The organism is Novosphingobium mangrovisedimenti, assembly GCF_025153475.1.
Lineage (GTDB): Bacteria > Pseudomonadota > Alphaproteobacteria > Sphingomonadales > Sphingomonadaceae > Novosphingobium > Novosphingobium mangrovi_A.
The window spans coordinates 50,621-66,284 of the sequence record NZ_JANZXA010000006.1 but is presented as its reverse complement, the minus strand read 5'-3'; the positions used below and the strand labels follow the sequence as shown (position 1 = coordinate 66,284).

General features: G+C 63.8%; 15 protein-coding genes. 10 read left to right on the top strand and 5 right to left on the bottom strand.

Annotation, left to right across the window (positions count from 1 at the left end):
* Positions 1-23: 23 nt before the first annotated feature.
* Genes NZK81_RS10330 through NZK81_RS10315 form a run of 4 tightly spaced genes read right to left on the bottom strand, consistent with a single transcriptional unit; the run spans position 24 to position 4,944 of the window.
* The gene (locus tag NZK81_RS10330) at positions 24-338 is read right to left on the bottom strand and encodes an ArsR/SmtB family transcription factor (RefSeq protein WP_260046051.1); all 315 of its coding nucleotides are present in this window, start codon (positions 336-338) and stop codon (positions 24-26) included.
* Positions 335-3,571, bottom strand: coding sequence for an efflux RND transporter permease subunit (locus tag NZK81_RS10325; protein ID WP_260046050.1), 3,237 nt, complete (start codon positions 3,569-3,571; stop codon positions 335-337). Before NZK81_RS10325 ends, NZK81_RS10330 begins: the two co-directional genes overlap by 4 nt.
* A complete protein-coding gene (locus NZK81_RS10320; protein ID WP_260046049.1) occupies positions 3,568-4,572 on the bottom strand; it encodes an efflux RND transporter periplasmic adaptor subunit in 1,005 nt (334 codons plus the stop codon). The genes NZK81_RS10325 and NZK81_RS10320 overlap by 4 nt, the downstream gene beginning before the upstream one ends.
* A 36-nt stretch (positions 4,573-4,608) precedes the next feature.
* The gene (locus NZK81_RS10315) at positions 4,609-4,944 is read right to left on the bottom strand and encodes a rhodanese-like domain-containing protein (RefSeq protein ID WP_260046173.1); all 336 of its coding nucleotides are present in this window, start codon (positions 4,942-4,944) and stop codon (positions 4,609-4,611) included.
* Between the two features lie 173 nt (positions 4,945-5,117).
* Between NZK81_RS10315 and NZK81_RS10310 the strand changes: the two genes are divergently transcribed.
* The 10 genes from NZK81_RS10310 (at position 5,118) to asnB (ending at position 15,081) form a co-directional block, all read left to right on the top strand.
* Positions 5,118-6,398 (top strand): NAD(P)/FAD-dependent oxidoreductase, encoded by a 1,281-nt coding sequence (locus NZK81_RS10310; protein WP_260046048.1) that lies wholly within the window; start codon positions 5,118-5,120, stop codon positions 6,396-6,398.
* A 12-nt stretch (positions 6,399-6,410) separates the two neighbouring features.
* Positions 6,411-6,614, top strand: a complete 204-nt coding sequence (locus NZK81_RS10305; protein WP_260046047.1) for a YgaP family membrane protein — start codon at positions 6,411-6,413, stop codon at positions 6,612-6,614.
* Between the two features lie 11 nt (positions 6,615-6,625).
* Complete coding sequence (locus tag NZK81_RS10300) at positions 6,626-7,891, top strand: TolC family protein (protein WP_260046046.1); 1,266 nt, start codon at positions 6,626-6,628, stop codon at positions 7,889-7,891.
* The gene (locus NZK81_RS10295) at positions 7,888-8,811 is read left to right on the top strand and encodes an MBL fold metallo-hydrolase (protein ID WP_260046045.1); all 924 of its coding nucleotides are present in this window, start codon (positions 7,888-7,890) and stop codon (positions 8,809-8,811) included. Before NZK81_RS10300 ends, NZK81_RS10295 begins: the two co-directional genes overlap by 4 nt.
* A gap of 9 nt (positions 8,812-8,820) precedes the next feature.
* Positions 8,821-9,603: a sulfite exporter TauE/SafE family protein gene (locus NZK81_RS10290; protein WP_260046044.1), complete on the top strand. Its 783-nt coding sequence runs from the start codon at positions 8,821-8,823 to the stop codon at positions 9,601-9,603.
* 509 nt (positions 9,604-10,112) lie between these two features.
* Positions 10,113-10,481, top strand: coding sequence for a hypothetical protein (locus tag NZK81_RS10285; RefSeq protein WP_260046043.1), 369 nt, complete (start codon positions 10,113-10,115; stop codon positions 10,479-10,481).
* A complete protein-coding gene (locus NZK81_RS10280) occupies positions 10,474-11,898 on the top strand; it encodes a sodium:solute symporter family transporter (RefSeq protein WP_260046042.1) in 1,425 nt (474 codons plus the stop codon). Before NZK81_RS10285 ends, NZK81_RS10280 begins: the two co-directional genes overlap by 8 nt.
* A complete protein-coding gene (locus NZK81_RS10275) occupies positions 11,895-12,017 on the top strand; it encodes a hypothetical protein (protein ID WP_260046041.1) in 123 nt (40 codons plus the stop codon). The genes NZK81_RS10280 and NZK81_RS10275 overlap by 4 nt, the downstream gene beginning before the upstream one ends.
* On the top strand, positions 12,014-13,105 hold the full coding sequence (locus tag NZK81_RS10270; RefSeq protein WP_260046040.1) for an aspartate/ornithine carbamoyltransferase family protein: 1,092 nt from the start codon (positions 12,014-12,016) through the stop codon (positions 13,103-13,105). Before NZK81_RS10275 ends, NZK81_RS10270 begins: the two co-directional genes overlap by 4 nt.
* A 29-nt stretch (positions 13,106-13,134) precedes the next feature.
* Entirely contained in the window at positions 13,135-15,081 is a 1,947-nt protein-coding gene (asnB, locus tag NZK81_RS10265) for an asparagine synthase (glutamine-hydrolyzing) (protein ID WP_260046039.1), read from the top strand.
* A gap of 36 nt (positions 15,082-15,117) precedes the next feature.
* Here the strand turns inward: asnB and NZK81_RS10260 are convergent, their stop codons facing one another.
* A complete protein-coding gene (locus NZK81_RS10260) occupies positions 15,118-15,606 on the bottom strand; it encodes a MarR family winged helix-turn-helix transcriptional regulator (RefSeq protein WP_260046038.1) in 489 nt (162 codons plus the stop codon).
* Positions 15,607-15,664 lie beyond the last annotated feature (58 nt).

Genomic DNA, 15,664 nt, shown 5'->3' with positions numbered 1-15,664 from the left:
TCTCCCTTTGGCAGTCCGTCAGGCTAGTTGCAGGACCTGCCGCAAATCACGCAAAGCGCATGGATGATCGCCTGCACCACCGGGTCGTTCAGGCGATAGTAGCGAGTCTGCGCCTCCCCACGGATGCTGACGACATCTTCCTCGCGCAGCAGCGCCAGGTGCTGCGAAACCGAAGACTGCGACAGCCCCGTGAGTTCCACCAGTTCGCTCACCGAAACCTCGCCCTCGTCCATCCGGCACAGCATCAGCAGCCGCTCGGGATGGCTCATCATCTTGAGCCGCGCGGCCATGACATTGGCATTGGCCTTGAGTTCGGTGAGGTCACTGGGTGTCATCATTCAGTACTTTCGAGCGGAAGGCCATCGTCCCGCAACACGATGTAAATGGCTGGGATAACCAGAACGGTAAGCAAGGTGGAAGACGCCAGACCGAACAGCAGCGAAATCGCCAGCCCCTGGAAAATGGGGTCGGTCAGGATCACCGCCGCGCCGATCATCGCCGCCGCCGCGGTCAGCACGATCGGCTTGAAGCGGATCATGCCGGCCTCCAGCAACGTCTGACGCAGGCTCTTGTTGGGCGAGCGCGTATGCCGGATGAAGTCCACAAGCAAGATCGAGTTGCGCACGATGATGCCGGCAAGCGCAATGAAACCGATCATCGAGGTGGCCGTGAACGGCGCCTGGAACAGCATGTGCCCCAGCACGATGCCGACCAGCGTCAGCGGGATCGGCGTCAGGATCACCAGCGGGATCGTGAAGCTGCGGAACTGGCCGACGACAAGGACGTAGATGGCAAGCAAGGCCACCATGAAGGCCCCGCCCATGTCGCGGAAAGTCACCCAAGTGATCTCCCATTCGCCATCCCACAGGACCGAAGTCCTGCTTTCGTCCTCGGGCTGGCCGTGGAGGATGATCTCTGGCTTTTCGAGACCATTGGCCTTCCAATCGTAGCTGTCGATCGCCTCGTCCACGGCAAGCATGCCGTAGATCGGTGCCTCATAACGACCCGCAAGGTCGGCCATGACCATGTCCGCCCCACGCCCGTCACGCCGGAAGATGGCACGCCCGCCGGGTTCCATGCGCGCCGTGACGAGTTCACCCAGCGGAACCAGCTGCGGCCCGGCGGGTCCCTGCGCGACCGCCACCGGCGTTGCCGCCAGCGCGGCGGACCAGCTGCGCTGCGACTGGTCGAGCGTCATTTCGATCGGCAGCGGATCGCGGTCGCCCCCGCGCGGCGCATAACCGACGGTCTGCGTACCGAGCAGCGCCCCGATCGAATCGAACACCTGACGCTCCGACAGCCCGTAGTGATCGAGCTTCGCCCGGTCCGGGATCAGCTTGAGCGTCGGGCGCGGATCACCGAACGAATTGTCGACATCGACGATGAACGGCACCGACTTGAAGATCTTCTCCACCTGCTCGGCGGTCTTCACTCGTGTCGCTTCATCGGGGCCATAGATTTCGGCCAGCAGCGTTGCCAGGACCGGCGGCCCCGGCGGAGTTTCGACGACCTTGAGCGAAGCGCCCGCGGGCAGCGAAATCGCCTTGAGCTTCTCGCGCAGGTCCACGGCCACTTCATGGCTGGAGCGCGAGCGGTCCCCCTTCGGCTTCAGGGTGATCATGAGATCGCCCATCTCGGGCTGGTTCCTGAGGAAGTAGTGCCGCACGAGGCCATTGAAGTTGAACGGCGCGGACGTGCCCGCATAGGCCTCCATCGACACCACCTCGGGCACCGTGCGGGTTACCCCAGCGGCCTGTTCGAGCACCCGCGAAGTGGTCTCCAGGCTGGTTCCTTCGGGCATGTCGGCGACCAGCTGGACCTCGCTCTTGTTGTCGAAGGGCAGCAGCTTCACCGTCACGGCCTTGAAGTAGAACATCGAGCAGGCGACGAGCGTCGCGATGCCGACCGCGATGAGAAAACGCATGGCACCGCCCTTGGTCGCGATGACCTTGCTGGCATAGCGCTTGTACAGGACGCCGAGCTTGCCCCCGTGCGCGCCTTCATGCTCGTGTTCGGAAAGCGCCGTCCGGGCAAAGCGGATCATCAGCCAGGGCGCGATGATCACCGCGACGAAGAACGAGAAGATCATCGCCGCCGAGGCGTTGATTGGAATCGGCGCCATATAGGGCCCCATCAGCCCCGAGACGAACAGCATCGGCAGCAGCGCCGCAACCACGGTGAGCGTGGCGATGATCGTCGGGTTGCCGACTTCGGCAACGGCTTCGACTGCCGCATCTATGCGGCTGCGCCCTCCTGATTCATTGGCATCCTTCATCGCCCAGTGCCGGGCGATGTTCTCGATAATGACGATGGCGTCGTCGACGAGAATGCCGATCGAGAAGATAAGCGCGAACAGGCTGACGCGGTTGATCGTGAAGCCCATGATGTTGGATGCGAACATCGTGAGCATGATCGTCGTCGGGATGACGATCGCGGTAACGCCCGCTTCGCGCCAGCCGATGGCGAAGCCGATCAGCACGACGATCGAAACCGTCGCCAGCGCCAGGTGGAAGATCAGCTCGTTGGCCTTCTCGTTCGCGGTTTCGCCGTAATTGCGCGTGACGGCAACGTTGACGCCCGGCGGAATCAGCGTTCCTTCGAGCATATGGACACGGTCGACGACCTGTTCGGAAACAGTGACGGCGTTGGCCCCCGCGCGCTTGGCGATCGCAAGGCTGACGGCCGGCGCCATCGACCACTTGCCCTTGTCGTCCCTGGCCCAACGCCAGGCACGGGCCTGCTTCTGGGTCGGTGCCTGTTCGACCTTCGCGACATCGGAAAGCAGCACCGGCGCACCGGTGACCGAGCGCACGGTCAGGCGCGAGAGTTCCTGCGCATCGCGCAGGGTCTGACCGGCAACGACCAGCGCTGCCTGCCCGCCTTCGCGCACGGTTCCGGCGGGAAAGGCGCGGTTTGCCTGGCTTACGGCCTCGATCACGCTGCCCAGCGGCACGCGGTAGGCGGCAAGCTTGACCGGATCGGGTACGACGCGAAGCGCCATTTGCTGGCCGCCGGTGATGAACGTGAGGCCCACGTTGTCGACCTTTGCGACCTCGGTGCGCAGCTTGCCGGCAAGTTCGGCCAGCGACTGGTCATCCCACCGGCCGGCCGCGCCTGGCCTGGGCGTGAGCGTCAGCACCACGATCGGCACATCGTTGATCCCGCGCACCGTCACCTGCGGCGGCGGTATCCCGACGGGAATGCGATCCTTGTTCGCCTCGATCTTCTCGTTGATACGGGTTGCCGCATCCTCGGGATCGGAACCGACGAGGAAGCGTGCCGTCACCAGCGCGCCATTGTCCTGCGCCTGCGTGTAGACGTGCTCGACGCCGTCGACGCTCTTGACGATGGTTTCAAGCGGCTTTGCCACCAGTTCCACGGCATCCGAAGCCGAAAGCCCCGGCGCCTGGACCATGATGTCGACCATCGGCACCTTGATCTGCGGCTCTTCCTCGCGCGGGATCGTGACCGTGGCGATCAGGCCGACGATGATCGCGGCCAGCAGGAACAAGGGCGTAAGCGGCGACTGGATCGTCGCGCGCGTCAGCTTTCCGGAAATTCCGAGGTTCATTGCTCCGCCGCTCCGCTGCCGGTGGCAACCAGCGTATCGCCGGCGGAAACGCCGGAGAGAATCTCGACCTTGCCCTTTTCGGAGGAAGGTGCGGTCTGCACCGGCACTTCGGTGGCAGTGCCATCTTTGGCGACGAGCATGACATAGTCGATGCCGTAGCGCTGCGTGACGTAGCGGGTCGGAACCAGCAGCGCCTTGCGGCCGCCGGTCTCGACACTGGCGGCAACGCGCCGCCCGATCAGCTTGTCGTCGATGCCCGGCATCTGGACATCGGCCATGACATGCCCGGCCGTGACCGAAGGATAGACCTTGATCACACGCCCGGTCGCGCCGTTATCCTCGCCGCCGATGCCATCGGCCTTCACTTGCGAGCCGGGGTGAACCTTGCCCGCCAGCGATTCGGGCATTTCCAGCCGCACGATCGTCGGGCCAGCAGTGACTACCGCGATCACCATGCCCGGTGCCACCGGCGAGCCGGCCGGAACGTCCGCGCGCAGCACCCGTCCGCTCGCCGGCGCGACGACGGCGCCCTGCCCCGACACGGAGCTGGCTGCCGCATATTGCGCACGCGAGGCCGAAGCGGCCGCCTGGGCCTGCTCGAGCCGGGCATCAGCATAGACGCCGTTGTCGTGAAGGAACTTCACGCGCTTCAGTTCAGCCTGCGCCTGCACCATTTGCGCCTTGTAGGCCGCTGCCTGATGCACGAGCTGGTTGTCGACGATCCGTCCGATCGTCTGGCCCCGGCGGACCATATCACCCTCGCGCACCGAGAGTGTCGTGAGGATGCCGGGGATGCGTGCAAGCACCTGCGACTGGTCGACCGTGGCAACCGCGGCGCTGACATCCTGCCAGTCGGCAGTATCGCTTGCCTGCAGCACGAGTCGCGGCCCCGAGGGAGCCTTGCTCTCCTGCACCACCTCCTCGCTGCTGCCGCAGCCTGCCAGAGGCAGGCCGAGAACAGCTAGTCCGAGTGCGGACAGGACCAGGACATTTGCGCGCATGTGGACATCCCCTGCCTTATTGTTCGTGCGTTCCGCTCAGTTCTCTACCGGCAGGCGCGCGGCCTTCCAGGCACCAAAGCCTCCGGCAAGATGCGTATCGACTTCCGCCTGAGCTATGCCGCACTTATCGAGTGCCATGCCCGAGCGCTTCCCGCCCAGGCAGTTGAGCACCAGCTTCTTGCCTTCGGGATGCGGCAGCTTCGAAGGCTGAAACGTGGAGAGCGGCATGTTGATCGCACCGGGAATATGACCATTCGCAAACTCATCCGCCTCGCGCACGTCGACCACCAGCGCCTCGCCCGAACGCAACATGGAGTCGAGCTGCTCTGCCGAAATTTCCTGATGCCGTGGCTTTCCGAAACCGAAGACCATCTGATTCACCTCTCTGCCTGTGTCGTACCGAACCGTTCAAACGGCCGTACATTGCCTCTTGCGTATATTGCAAACTCATTATATTAGTCAAGCCGTATACAGCGTATTCAATGCAGGCCGCTTCAAGCTGACGCAGCAATCAGCTGCACGACCTGACAACGGGAGAGCAAGTAATGTCATTGCCCCAGATCATCATTCTTGGCGCAGGCCTCGGCGGCACCATTGCAGCCTACGAAATCCGCGATGCCGTGAAGGGCAAGGCGGATGTCACTGTCGTGAACGACCAGGACGACTACTGGTTCGTGCCCAGCAATCCCTGGGTGGCGGTGCGCTGGCGCGAACCGGAAGCGATCAAGGTCCATCTGCCCCCGATCATGAAGAAGAAGGGCATCGGATTCACGTCCGTGGGTGCGAAAAAGGTCCACCCGCAGGAAAATCGCGTCGAACTGAACGACGGCAATTCCCTGCACTACGACTACCTCGTGATTGCCACCGGCCCCGAGCTGGCCTTCGACGAAATCGAGGGCCTCGGCCCCAAGGGCTTCACCCAGTCGGTGTGCAAGACCGACCACTCGGCCCATGCGGCCGACGCCTTCGACCGTTTCTGCGAGGATCCCAAGCCGATCGTCGTGGGCGCAGCGCAAGGCGCATCATGCTACGGCCCGGCCTACGAATTCGCGCTGATCCTCGACACGGAACTGCGCCGCCGCAAGATTCGCGACAAGGTGCCGATGACCTTCGTCACTGCGGAACCCTACATCGGCCACCTCGGCCTCGACGGTGTCGGCGATACCAAGGGCCTGCTCGAATCGGAGCTGCGCAACCGCCACATCAAGTGGATCTGCAACAACCGCGTCACCAAGATCGAAGACGGCATGATGCACTGCGAGGAGCTGTCGGAAGACGGCTCGGTCAAGGAAACGCACGACCTGCCCTTCGGCTATTCGATGCTCCTGCCTGCATTCCGCGGTATCGACGCGGTCATGGGCGTGGAAGGCCTCGTCAACCCGCGCGGCTTCATCCTCGCCGACAAGCACCAGCGCAACCCCAACTTCACGAACGTCTATTCGCTGGGCGTCTGCGTGGCGATCCCGCCCGTGGGCAAGACCCCGGTGCCGGTGGGCGTGCCCAAGACCGGGTTCATGATCGAATCGATGGTCACCGCCATTGCCGCGAACCTGAAGCTCGAACTCGCCGGCAAGGAACCGGCCGAGGAAGCGACCTGGAACGCGGTATGCCTTGCCGACTTCGGCGATGGCGGTGTTGCCTTCGTCGCCCAGCCACAGCTTCCGCCGCGCAACCTCAACTGGTCGTCGAGTGGCAAGTGGGTCCACCTCGCCAAGGTCGGTTTCGAAAAGTACTTCCTCCACAAAGTCCGGCGCGGCACCAGCGAACCGTTCTACGAAAAGCTGGCCATGCATGCGCTTGGCATTCGCAAGCTTCGCTTCAAATAAGGGAGACGATCGATGAATCTCGATAGAGCCGTTCTTCGTTTCGCCGGCGTGGTCGTCCTCGCCAGCGTTCTGCTGTCGATCTACGTTCACCCGTACTGGATCGGGCTGACGATCTTCGCCGGCCTCAACATGCTTCAGGCAAGCTTCACCGGCTTTTGTCCTGCCGCAATGATCTTCAAGAAGCTGGGCGCGAAACCCGGAAACGCCTTCCACTGAGCGAGACCGACATGCGCCGCCTGCTCCTTGCCCTAGTGCCACTTTCCTGCCTCGCCGCCTCCCCGGAAGCGGTCGCGCAGGATCTCGACGCCACCATCGCCGATGCCCTGGCGAACGCTCCCGCGCTCGCTGCGGCCAAGGCGGACGAGGCGGCAGCGAAGGCCCGTCTCGACCGCGCAAAAGCGGAAAGCAATCCCCTCCTTCGGGTCGAAGGTTCGGTCGGGACGGGCCGCATCGACAATGGCGGCTTCTTCGGCATCACTGCCGACGACACGACGCCGCTGTCGTTGCAGGGCACGGCGGAAATGCCGCTCTATGCCGGCGGCCGGATTTCCGCCGCCATCGATCAGGCGCGCGGTGGCGCGAAGATTGCTGGGTTTCAGACCGAGCAGACGCGACTGCAGACCATCGTTCGCGCGATTGCGGCCTATGCCGAGGTCCTGACCGCGCGCAAACTGGACGAACGCTACGCCCAACTCGTCAACGAGCTTGCCGAAGTGGAGCGGCAGGCCGGGCTACGTTTCCAGGCGGGCGAGATTTCCAATTCGGAACTGGCACAGGCCAAGGCCCGCAAGGCCGAGGCAGACGCCGGGAAGGCCCATGCGGAAGGCCGCCTTGCTTCCGCAGAATCCGCCTTCGAGCGTCTTACCGGCAAGCCAGCCGGCGACCTCGCTCCCCTGCCCGATCTGCCGCGCACGCCGCCCACGCTGGATGAAGCGCTCGATCTGGCCCGCGCTTCCAACCCCTCGCTGCGGCAGGCCAAGGCCGCGGTGGACGTCGCCAAGGCCGGGGTCCGCGCCGCCAAGGCGGAAGGCATGCCGCAGATCGGTGCCTATGCCGAGGCCGCCCACGTGCGCGACCAGTTCTTCCCCGACTACCGCGCCGATTCGTACTCGGTCGGAATTCGCGGACGCTGGACCATTTTCGCCGGCGGTCGCGTCGCCACGCAGACCCGCGCCGCCAATGCCGGTCTCGATGGCAGTGAAGCGCGCCTTCGTCAGGCCGATCAGGCCCTTACCGGCATGGTCATCGACGCCTGGTCCGGCCTTGCCACGGCCAACCGCATGGTCGAAGCCACCCACCTGCAGACTGCCGCCGCCGACGAAGCCCTGCGCGGCCGCAAGCTCGAATCGCAGACCGGCTCGGTTCCCGTGCTCGCCGTGCTTGATGCCGAGCGCGAGGCCATCGCGGCACAAGCCGCGCTCCTGGAAGCGAATGGCCGGCGCCTCGTTGCCGCATGGCAACTCAATGCCCTGACCGGAAATATCGAACAATGACCGACACGATCGTCGAAACCGCCTCCGCGCAAGTCGATGCCGCGCGCGCATCTGGGCATGTGCCCGTGGTGCGAACGTTCTTCGATGAAGCGACCTTCACCGCCACCCATGTCGTCCACGATCCCCGGACGAAGCGCGCCGCGGTAATCGATTCCGTGCAGGACTTCGATCAGGCCTCGGGCCGCACCAGCCATGCATCGGCCGATGCCGTGATCGCCTATGTGCGCGAAACGGGCCTGACCGTCGACTGGCTGCTCGAAACCCATGCCCATGCCGATCACCTCTCGGATGCACCCTATCTCCATCGGGCGCTGGGCGGGACGCTGGTGATCGGCCGCGAAATCCGCACCGTGCAAGGCGTGTTCGGAAAGATCTTCAACGAGCCCGAGAGTTTTGCCCGCGACGGCTCGCAGTTCGACCGGCTGATGGACGATGGCGAACGCTTTGCACTCGGCGACATCGAGGCTACTGCGCTTCACGTACCCGGCCATACACCCGCCTGCCTCGCCTATGTGATCGGCGATGCGGTGTTCGTCGGCGACACGCTGTTCATGCCCGACTACGGCACCGCACGGGCCGACTTTCCAGGAGGCGATGCGCGCACCCTGTTCCGCTCGATGCGCCGCCTGATGCAGCTGCCCGATGCCACCCGCGCGTTCCTGTGCCACGACTACAAGGCGCCGAACCGTGACGAATTCGTCTGGGAAACGACGATCGGCGACGAGAAGGCCGGCAACATCCACGTTCACGAGGGCGTGGGTGAAGACGAATTCGTCGCCATGCGCGAGGCCCGCGATGGCACGCTGGATATGCCGCGCCTCATCCTGCCCTCGATCCAGGTCAACATTCGCGCCGGCAACCTGCCTGAACCCGAAGACAACGGCGTCAGCTATCTCAAGCTCCCGCTAAACCTGCTCTAGGCTGTCGCCATGGTCGAACTGCATTACCTGCTGGGCGCGCTGAGTGGCATCCTCGTCGGCTTCACGCTGGGACTGGTAGGCGGCGGTGGCTCGATCCTGGCCGTGCCCCTCATGGTCTACTTCGTCGGCGTCAAGAGCCCGCACATCGCGATCGGCACCAGCGCGCTGGCGGTAGCCATCAACGCTCTGGCAGGCGTGTGGAACCACGCACGCGAGCGTAATGTGAACTGGCGCTGCGGCGCCGCCTTCGCGTCCGCCGGCATTGTCGGCGCATTGGCGGGCTCGAGCCTGGGCAAGGCCTTCGACGGAGAGAAGCTGCTGTTCCTCTTCGCGCTGCTGATGCTGGTCGTCTCCTTCGCGATGTACCGCGGACGCAAGGATGCCGGCGTCGAAGGCGTGACCTGCAACCGCGACAACCTGCCCAAGGTCCTGAGCTTCGGTTTCGGCACCGGTGCGCTGTCCGGCTTTTTCGGTATCGGCGGCGGGTTCCTGATCGTGCCTGCACTCGTCGCATCGACATCCATGCCCATCTACCGTGCGGTGGGCACCTCGCTGATCGCGGTCGCCGCGTTCGGCCTCACGACGGCGGCGAACTACGCATGGTCGGGCCTTATCGACTGGGCACTGGCCGCCAGCTTCATCGGCGGCGGCATTCTCGGGACCGGTCTCGGCGCTCTGGCCGCGCGGCGCCTTTCGGCTGCGAAGGGCAGGCTCAACACGCTCTTCGCCGCCCTGATCGCCTGCGTCGCCGTCTACATGCTCTATCGCGCCGCGCTGGTCTTCATGGTCTGATCGCGACGACACTCGCCTGTCGAAGTTCTTCTTTCGCCGCGATTAATTTACCCCACTACATCAAGTAATCGTCCATTATACCAACGCATTGAGGACTGCCCTGCCACCGACAATCGGTTACGGCAGGATGACATTCCGTAACGCTATAATGCATCGATCGCCACGCAGTGGCATCGATCAAATTTTCAGCGCCGCTTGCGGATATTTCACTTAATGCAGACCAGCGCGTCAGCTGCCCTTTCCACCCCAGGCTGGGGATCCTTTCAATTGGGCGGTTCCCCTTTCATGGCCGATTTGTTAGGGACCCTGCACTTTGGGCACATCAGCAGGAGCACCGGCACCGCGGCCGGCAGGACGGACAAGGGACAATCTTATTTTCCGGTCAGAATAATCCCTCCGGTCGGCACATGCCGTCGGAACGCCCCATAATCTCCCAATATCGAACATGGCGAAGGGCCCTTGAGGCATGCCTGGCAGGCATTAGCCTGGGCTGTCTGGCGGCGCTGTTCATGGCAGCGAGTCCGGCCCATGCCGCCACGCCTCAATTTACGGGTCCGGTCGAACTGGAAAGCGATGCAGGCAATACCATGCTCAGCTGGCAGGCCGACGGACCGGTATTGCTCCAGATCGCCGACGCGCCCGACTTGTCGGCCCCCAAGCTGCTTTATGAAGGGCAGGCAAAAAGCTATTTCCTCTCAGGGCTGGCCAACGGTGACTACTATCTGCGCCTGAAAGGCGTCGGCGGTACGATTTCCGCGCCCTTGCACGTGTCCGTGGTGCACCAGTCGCTGACGCGTGCACTTCTGCTCGTCGCCATCGGCGCGCTCGTCACTCTGGCGATCGTCGTCACGATCCTGTGGGGTGCACGCGATGAATGAGGCCGCAGCCCTGCTTCCTCCCTCGGTTGGCTGGCTCCTGCTGGCCCTGTTCAGCGCCTTGTGGATTGGCCTCGGCGTCTACTGGGGGCGGCGCAACAAGAGCTTCGAGGACCATGCCCTCGCCGGCCGCAACATCGGCCTCGCGCTGGGTTCCGCCACTGCAGCGGCAACCTGGATCACCTCCAACACGACGATGCTCGCCCCGCAATTCGCGCTGGAACTGGGCGTCTGGGGCATGCTCGCCTACACAACCGCGAGTTTCGGGCTGTTCCTGTTCGCCCCCATGGCAGGCCGCATCCGCAAGCTCATGCCGACCGGTTACACCAGCGGTGATTTCTTCCGCCTACGCTACGGGCGCACCGCCTGGGCCATCTACATGGTCTTCACGCTGTTCTACTCGCTGACCTGGCTGGTGAGCATGGCGATGGCGGGCGGCATCCTGCTCAACGCGCTATCGGGCATTCCCTATGCCTGGGGCATGACCGTGATCCTGGGCGTCTGCGTTGCCTACACGATGCGCGGCGGGCTGGCCGCCGTTATCGGCACCGACTTCATCCAGAGCCTCATCATCATCGTCGGCGTGGTCATCGTCGGCTTCGCCGTGCTCTCGCATGTCTCGGTCGAGCAGATCCACGAGAACCTGGAAGCCACGCGCCCTGCCCTGCTCAACGTGCTGTTCCCCGCCGCGATCATGGCGATCTTCAACAACCTGCTATTCGGCCTTGGCGAAGTGTTCCACAACAACGTGTGGTGGAGCCGCGCCTTTGCCTTCCGCGACGGTGTGGGCGGCAAGGCCTTTGCGCTGGGCGGGCTGATCTGGTTCCCGATTCCCGTCGCGGCAGGCTTCATCGCGCTCGCCTCGGGCGCGCTTAACGTCGCGGTTCCCGCCGCAGACATGGTCGGCCCGCTGGTCGTTGCACACGTTCTGGGCGAATTCGGGGCGATCGCCATTTTCATCGTCGTGTTCTGCTCGCTGGCATCGAGCCTCGACAGCCTGCTCGCGGCGACCTCGGACCTGCTGACCGAGGACATCTACCGCAAGCTGCTGCGTCCCGATGCGACGCCCGACAAGTTGAAAAACATGGCGCAGTATGTGACGCTGGCGCTCGGCCTGTTCACATGGGCGGTTTGCCTGCCCCGTATTGGAACCCTGGCCTCGGTCCTGTTCTTTGCCGGCCCGCTCGTCGGCGCAATGATCTGGCCGATCGTCACGGGCCTGTACTGGCGCAGCGCGAACGCGACCGGAGCGGTCGGGGGGATGCTGTTGGGCGCAGGCGTTGGCCTCGTCTGCTATTTCGCAATCGGCTGGTACGTGGCGACGCTGATGGCCACCGCCGTGTCGATGGTCTGGGTGCTCGCCTGCACCCACTTGTCGAAGTCCCGGTTTGACTGGGCCCAGCTAAGTGAAACAGCATGAGCTTCTCAGCCGAATTCCTCTCGACCATCATCTACGGCTCGCTGATCTGGTGCGCGTTGACCGGCCTCGGCCTCGCAGCGCTGCTTATCCGTGACATGAAGAACGGGGACATCTGGTGAACCTTCCCGCCTCCCAAGTCGAACATATCGCCGATTCCGAACGCAAGGCCGGGGTCATCGGCAATTGCCCCGACCCTTCCGGACTGCTGAAGCACGATCCCAAGCTGCGGCTGGACGTGCTGGATCGGCTGCACGACTGCTCCGTGCTCTCGGCAGCCCAGTTCGACCATGACCTGCTGTGCGAACTGACAAAGCTGGCGGCCTACCTGCAGCTCAAGCAGTTCCCGGTCATGCATGCGCTCGACGACAAGATCATGGCCGCGGCCTTTTTCGAACCGAGCACGCGCACGCGCCTCTCGTTCGAAAGCGCGATGCTGCACCTTGGCGGCAAGACCATCAGCGTAGCGGATGCCAAGACGACCGGCGTCGCCAAGGGGGAATCGCTGCGTGACATCGGCCAGATGTTCAATTCCTATGCCGACGTCGTCGCCGTGCGCCACACCGAGCAGTCCGCGATCAAGGAATTGTGCGACTACTTGCGCATTCCGCTGCTCAACGGCGGCAACGGGTCCGACGAGCATCCGACGCAAGCGCTGGCCGATTGGTACGCGCTGCTGAAATGGCGCCCGGAAATCGCCTACGGCACATTGCCCGACCAGTTCCGCCTTAACATCGGCATCATCGGCACCCCGGGCAACATGCGCACGGTGAAGAGCTTCCTGATCCTCGCGCTGCTGTTCCACAAGAACATCAGCCACATCACCATCTTTTCCGAGATGGCCGACCCGCTGGGCGAGGAAATCCGCGAGCTGACCAATGCCAGCCCGATCGGCATCGACTTCTCGCAAAACCTCCAGCAGAGCCTCGAGTATCTCGACGTCATCTACATGAACGCGATCGCCTATCTGGGCGACGGCTACCGCTTCTTCGGCGATGCCTTCAGTCTCGACGCGGAGAGCAAGCTGAAACCCGACACGGTCATCCTGCACCCGCTGGCCCGCGGCGAGGAACTCGACATCAGCCTCGATGACACCGTGCACAACCTCTACTTCAACCAGGCCGACGGCGCCGTATGGATCAGGCAGGCCCTGCTGCTCGCCGTGTTCGGGCGCGTTGGTGACGTGGTTCCCCAAGAATACCTCGCCTGACCCTCTTCTCAGTCTAAGGAACACATCCGATGTGTGGCATCGCCGGGCTCTGGAGCCCCACCCGCTATTCTTCCGAAACCGAGGCACATGCCCACAAGATGGCGGACAGGCTCTATCATCGCGGGCCTGACGGACGCGGCTTTCATTTCGATGCCGCCAACGGGCTCGCCATGATCCACACGCGCCTGTCGATCATCGGCCTGAGCGCGGGCGACCAGCCGCTCTATGGCCGCAAGGAAGACGGCACCGGCAGCCTCGTCGGCACGATCAACGGCGAGTTCTACGACTACAAGCGCCTGCGCGGTCTGCTGCGCACCGACGGGTACGAATTCAACACCAAGTCGGACTCGGAAATCGCGCTCAAGCTCTACGACAAGCATGGCCTCGATTTCGTCGAGCACCTGCGCGGCGAGTTCGCCTTCGCCATCTTCGATGAAGCCAAGCAGCAGCTGATCCTTGTGCGCGACCGCTTCGGCATCCGCCCGCTGTTCTACCACCACGGCGAGGCAGGCTTCTTCTGGGGCTCGGAAATGAAGGCCATGCTGGCCCACCCCGACGTCCCGCGCGACATGTGCCCCAAGGCACAGCTGCATCAGATGATGCAGGTGATGGTGCCGGGCATGACGCTGTTCGAGGGCATCCACGCGATCAAGCCCGGCCACATGCTCATCGTCACCCGCAAGGGGGATGAGTTCGAGGTCGAGGAACGCCGCTACTGGGATGCCGAATTCCCGCTCGAAGGCCAGCACGACGAGTTCCCCGACGAAGTGCACATCGAGAACGTGCGCCAGGCGCTGGTGGAATCGATCACCTTCCGCCTCGAGGCCGACGTTCCGGTCGCCTGCTATCTTTCGGGCGGCATCGATTCCTGCTCGATCATCGGCATGGCCGCTGCGATCCAGCAGTCGCCGGTCAAGGCCTTCACCATCAGCTTCGACGATGCCCGCTACGACGAGGCCGCCATCGCCACCGAAATGGCCGAGAAGGCGGGTGCCGATCAGGACATCCTCACCGTCAAGGCGCTCGACCTCTACGGCAAGAATTTCGAAGACGCGATCTACTACTCGGAGCGCACGTTCTACAACACGCTGGGCGTCGCCAAGATGCTGATGTCCAAACACGTGCGCGAGGTCGGCTACAAGGTCGTCATCACCGGCGAGGGATCGGACGAGCTGTTCGGCGGCTATGCCCAGTTCAAGGCCGACCTGTTCCTGCACGATCCTGAATACGCCAAGACCCCGGCGGCCGAGGAAATGCGCAAGCGCAACGCGATCTTCTCCGGCTCGGTGCTGGCCGAAACCGCGATCTCGCACCCGGCCTTCGAGGAAGTCATGGGCTTCACGCCCAACTGGATCCAGCCCTGGATGCTCACGCTCGAACGCGTGAAGCCGCTGCTTTCGGACGAGTTCAAGGCGAAGTTGGGCGACTATGATCCGATTGCCGCCATCGCCTACAGCCTCGACAAGTCGATGCTCGACGGGCGCCACGTGCTCGACAAGGTCCAGTACTCGTGGATCAAGACCATGCTCGAAGGCCAGATCCTCAACTGGGGCGGCGACCGCGTGGACATGGCCAACAGCCTGGAAAGCCGCCCGGCCTTCCTCGACCACCACGTGGCAGAACTGGCCATGCGCATCCCGCCGCACGTGCGCGTGCGCGACGGGATCGAGAAGTGGGTGGTGCGCGAAGCGATGAAGCACGTGCTTCCCGAAGTGCTCTACAAGCGCGAGAAGTTCGCCTTCATGGCCCCGCCCGCGCACACCGACAAGGCCAAGGCCGCCGAGATCGACAAGCTCATCGCCAAGTGGCTGTCATCGGAACGCATCGCCAAGTACGGCATTTTCGACGAGGCGAAGATGAAGGCCTCGATCGAGGAATATCGCAAGTCCGACGATCACGCCGCCAACACGCGCAAGGACATCATCCTCAACCACGCCATCGCACTCCATGCGATCGAGGATCTGATCGCGGCCTGAGGCCGCAACGCACCGGCATAGCCAGCCCCGTGACGCTCATGCGCCGGTCTCCAGACCGGCCATGAGCTTGCGCAGGGCCGCGTCCAGCCCTGCCAGTTCCTCGGCATCCAGCCCGGCCAGAAGCTCGGTCTGGGTCGCCACGTGGTCGACGATGGCCCGCTCGATCAGCGCCTGTCCCTCGTCGGTCAGGCGGATGACGACGCGGCGGCCATCGGTCTCGTCCCCCTGACGCTCGACCAGCCCTGCCTTGGCGAGCTGATCAATACGGTTGGTGACAGTGCCCGAGGTTATCATCATCGCCGCCATCAGCTCACCCGCCGTCAGCGCGTGAGGCGGGGTGCGCCGCAAGGTTGCCAGCACGTCGAAACCCGCCGCGTTGAGGCCATGGCGCGCAAACGTCTGTTCCATGCGCCGCGCCAATGCGCTGGACACCCTGCCAAGGCGCCCCAGAGGCCCCATGGCCCAGACATCGAGGTCCGGCCGCGCGACCTGCCACTGAGCGAGAATTCGATCGACGTCATCCATGCGCATCCGCCTATCGCATCATTATCTTGACATCAAGATATATCCATTTATCTCGACG

Excerpts from the sequence above, each read along its gene's own strand:
- NZK81_RS10320 (WP_260046049.1), bottom strand. The coding sequence starts at position 4,572 with ATGCGCGCAAATGTCCTGGTCCTGTCCGCACTCGGACTAGCTGTTCTC.
- NZK81_RS10310 (WP_260046048.1), top strand. The coding sequence starts at position 5,118 with ATGTCATTGCCCCAGATCATCATTCTTGGCGCAGGCCTCGGCGGCACC.
- NZK81_RS10280 (WP_260046042.1), top strand. The coding sequence starts at position 10,474 with ATGAATGAGGCCGCAGCCCTGCTTCCTCCCTCGGTTGGCTGGCTCCTG.
- NZK81_RS10330 (WP_260046051.1), bottom strand. The coding sequence starts at position 338 with ATGATGACACCCAGTGACCTCACCGAACTCAAGGCCAATGCCAATGTC.
- NZK81_RS10300 (WP_260046046.1), top strand. The coding sequence starts at position 6,626 with ATGCGCCGCCTGCTCCTTGCCCTAGTGCCACTTTCCTGCCTCGCCGCC.
- NZK81_RS10285 (WP_260046043.1), top strand. The coding sequence starts at position 10,113 with ATGGCAGCGAGTCCGGCCCATGCCGCCACGCCTCAATTTACGGGTCCG.
- NZK81_RS10325 (WP_260046050.1), bottom strand. The coding sequence starts at position 3,571 with ATGAACCTCGGAATTTCCGGAAAGCTGACGCGCGCGACGATCCAGTCG.
- NZK81_RS10290 (WP_260046044.1), top strand. The coding sequence starts at position 8,821 with ATGGTCGAACTGCATTACCTGCTGGGCGCGCTGAGTGGCATCCTCGTC.
- asnB (WP_260046039.1), top strand. The coding sequence starts at position 13,135 with ATGTGTGGCATCGCCGGGCTCTGGAGCCCCACCCGCTATTCTTCCGAA.
- NZK81_RS10260 (WP_260046038.1), bottom strand. The coding sequence starts at position 15,606 with ATGGATGACGTCGATCGAATTCTCGCTCAGTGGCAGGTCGCGCGGCCG.
- NZK81_RS10275 (WP_260046041.1), top strand. The coding sequence starts at position 11,895 with ATGAGCTTCTCAGCCGAATTCCTCTCGACCATCATCTACGGCTCGCTG.
- NZK81_RS10295 (WP_260046045.1), top strand. The coding sequence starts at position 7,888 with ATGACCGACACGATCGTCGAAACCGCCTCCGCGCAAGTCGATGCCGCG.
- NZK81_RS10315 (WP_260046173.1), bottom strand. The coding sequence starts at position 4,944 with ATGGTCTTCGGTTTCGGAAAGCCACGGCATCAGGAAATTTCGGCAGAG.
- NZK81_RS10305 (WP_260046047.1), top strand. The coding sequence starts at position 6,411 with ATGAATCTCGATAGAGCCGTTCTTCGTTTCGCCGGCGTGGTCGTCCTC.